Here is a 3,266-nt window from a genome sequence, read left to right on the forward strand (position 1 = left end):
TTCAGGGGAATAGCGCTTCTTCGGCATTCTCAGCTCCAATGTTGGAGCCGAAATCTAACTCACAACAGTGGCCACTTGCCGGGGAGCAGGCCAGGGCCAATGCCATATGTTCGCGCCTTATGCGATCAAGTGGAGGCATCTCGTTCGACATCCGTTCCCCACTGACTTATCCGGAAGGCCGTCGCCCTCAAAGGGGCATGGTCGGTTCTCGCAGCTTGCCACGGAACGAAGGAGAATAATCTTTGCAACTTCGGTGCGTGGGCCGGACACAAGATTAGCTTGAGAAAAACGTATCCAGCACGTCCACGATCGGCGCAGCACCGGCGCTCCCACGCATCGCTGTTCACGGTGAGTGCCGCCACGCCCTTCACGCCCGCGAGAAGCTGGAATCGACCGCCATCGGCTCCGATGTCGCATTTCCTCACGCCTACCTGGATGGCTTGGACCGGACCATGGCAATATTCGTCCAACTCGCATATCCGGTGCCATACACGGCCGCAGACGAGGGACCTGTAGTTCTTATCCTGATGTTACTGACGGCGACCGGTGCCACCAAGGAGCACCGGGATGGAACTGCCAGTTTTGCCCAGGCTAGCGTACGGCGGAAACAGCGCGGCCTCTTTGGAAAGCGCGAGCTTTAGAGAATGTCATCTCATCGTTCAGCGGCTAGGGCTTATAGTAGATCAAGGAAACACACGAGGAGGAAACCCCCTGGTTGATTGGATCTACCTAGTCATATTGATCAGCTCGGGCCTTCTCATTGCCTCGATCTTCACCAGCTTGGCCGCGTTCCGCTTCGGCGCGCCTTTGCTGCTGGTGTTCCTGTTCGTGGGTTTGGCCGCCGGTGAGGACGGGCTCGGACTTCAGTTCAACGATGCCGGCACGGCGTATTTCATCGGCAGCTTGGCCCTTGCTGTGATCCTGTTTGACTCCGGTTTTGGGACCGCAAAGCGGTCCTTCCGGCAGGCGGCCGGCCCGGCCATAACGCTTGCCACCGTCGGAGTTCTGCTCACGGCGGGCTTGGTGGGCATTGCCGCCCACTTCTTGCTGGGTCTTGGCTGGCTGCAGTCGCTTCTGCTCGGCGCGATTGTCGGCTCAACCGACGCTGCGGCGGTGTTTTTTCTGCTCCGAATAGGTCAGATCACGGTCAGAGATCGAGTTCGGTCGACCCTTGAAGTGGAGTCAGGATCGAACGATCCCATGGCAATATTTCTGACAATGTTGCTGGTGGAGTTGATCTCGGCAGGAGCCACCTACCCCAATGCGGGCATTCTTTTCGGCTTCGTTCAACAGATGGGACTGGGCCTCGCCCTCGGACTTGGTGGAGGCCTGCTGATCGCCGTTGTTGTCAACCGTGTAAATCTCGAGGGTTCCCTTTATCCGGTCATGGTACTGAGTGCTGCTCTGTTTCTTTTCGCGCTGACGGGGATCCTTGGTGGAAGCGGTTTTCTAGCCGTATATGTCGCTGGCCTGGTGGCAGGCAATCGACGGTTACGTGCCGCGGACCGTCTGCGGCGGTTTCAGGGTGGCATGACTTGGCTAGCTCAGATCGTCATGTTCGTCATGCTTGGTCTGTACGCAACCCCGTCTGAATTCATTGCTGCCGCCCCTGGGGCCTTGTTGCTCGCCTTGGTCCTCATTCTCGTGGCACGCCCTATCGCTGTGTGGCTGTGCCTTCTGCCGTTTGGCTTCCGCACCAGAGAGCAGGTCTTTGTGGGGTGGGTCGGTTTGCGCGGGGCCGTCTCGATCATGCTGGCCATTCTCCCAGTGATCGCAGAACTGCCCAACGGGCAACTCTACTTCAACACGGTATTCATCGTGGTGCTCGTCTCCCTAGTCGTTCAGGGATGGACGATCCGCCCGATGGCCCGTTGGCTGAAGCTAATAGTGCCGCCGACCATCGGCCCCCTCGACCGCGTGGAACTGGAGCTGCCCGGCACTGCCCATCATGAACTCGTCGTCTACAAAGTCACTGACGGAAGCCCAGTCTCCCGCGGAGTGAGAATACCGAGATGGGCACGGCCGTCGCTAATCATCAGAGACGGTCAATCGATGAAGTGGCAGCACGTTCGGCACCTGCAGCCCGGCGATAACGTCTATGTGTTTACCGCCCCGCGCTTCGTGCGTCTTCTCGACAGGCTGTTCGCCGGACCCACGCAGGTGGCGGAAGACGACCGCGATTTCTTCGGCGTTTTCGATGTCAATCCCACGCAGTCAGTTCGCGTCCTTGCGACAATGTATGGCGTGGGCCTACCCGCAGATGTGGCTGACGTCAGCATCGCCGACTTCATCGCATCCCGGGTTGGCGGGCGTGCGGAGATCGGCGACCGCGTAGCCATTGAGACAGTGGAACTAGTCGTCCGCGAAGTCGATGACAATGGGAAGACAGCTGCTGCCGGGCTCGCAATCATCGAAGCTGATCGCAGCCGCGTCCCGCGCAGCCGTCTCGGCGCGAAGCTCGTCGACGTCTATCGACGCCGCCGAGCATAATTGGGTCATGGAGCACCGGATAGTAGCTCGGTCTATTGGACGCGGATGAGGCCGGAAGGCTGCCAGCGCAGCCACGCGGGCCGCCGGGTTCGTTGGTCATTGCGCTCGGGCTGTCGACAATGCAGGCGCTCGGCGAGGCCGACCGACTACTGCATTCGCGATCGATCATCAGCAGCGTATGATTGAGCGCCTCGCACACGCGCCCGTCCCCCGGGCCGCAAACCAGCCATAGGCAGTGCTCTTTGGGCGGAAGGTCGCTTAGCAGAAGTCGGCAGGCCACGCCTCCGCGCATGAAGATCTCGCGCAGAGACCAGGAGAGCGGCCGACCCGTCTGCTTCGACGCCGATAGCAGCGACGCAACCAGCCGCACTCTGCATTCGTCAAATCCGTCACGTATCGAAGTCCCGCGTGACTATGCTGCCGGAGTGGCTCGGGTCCGCATCGCTCGCTCCAAGATGGCCTGAACACCCCTTGGAATCACGAGCGCCCCAGCCGCTCAACCCTTTCGGGATGGGCTCTCAGCCTTATGAGCGGGCTCGCGAACACCCGAGTGCAGTTTCTGACATTTGCCTGACAGGTCTCTCGGTCTCAGCGACCAATCGCTTGTCAACGGCGGAGCAAAATCAGGCCAATGGGCGGCGTAAAAGTAGGCCACTTGGCGCTGCAAGCGGGGAACGTCGGGAGGGCGTAGCCGACCAGAGTTTCCCGCTTGCAGCGTCAGCGATTTTTGAGAGAGAGTTCAGCCCGCCTTTCGGGCGCGGCTTTGGGCGAGACGA

Annotated in this window: 2 protein-coding genes; both read left to right on the forward strand. The window is 60.2% G+C overall.

Annotated elements, in window-relative coordinates; genetic code table 11:
• Positions 1-335 precede the first annotated feature (335 nt).
• Positions 336-641, forward strand: coding sequence for a PTS sugar transporter subunit IIA (locus ACSSVZ_RS28005; RefSeq protein ID WP_453974149.1), 306 nt, complete (start codon positions 336-338; stop codon positions 639-641).
• A gap of 82 nt (positions 642-723) precedes the next feature.
• On the forward strand, positions 724-2,490 hold the full coding sequence (locus tag ACSSVZ_RS28010) for a potassium/proton antiporter (protein ID WP_453974150.1): 1,767 nt from the start codon (positions 724-726) through the stop codon (positions 2,488-2,490).
• Positions 2,491-3,266: the final 776 nt, after the last annotated feature.

Source organism: Amorphus sp. MBR-141, assembly GCF_053628695.1.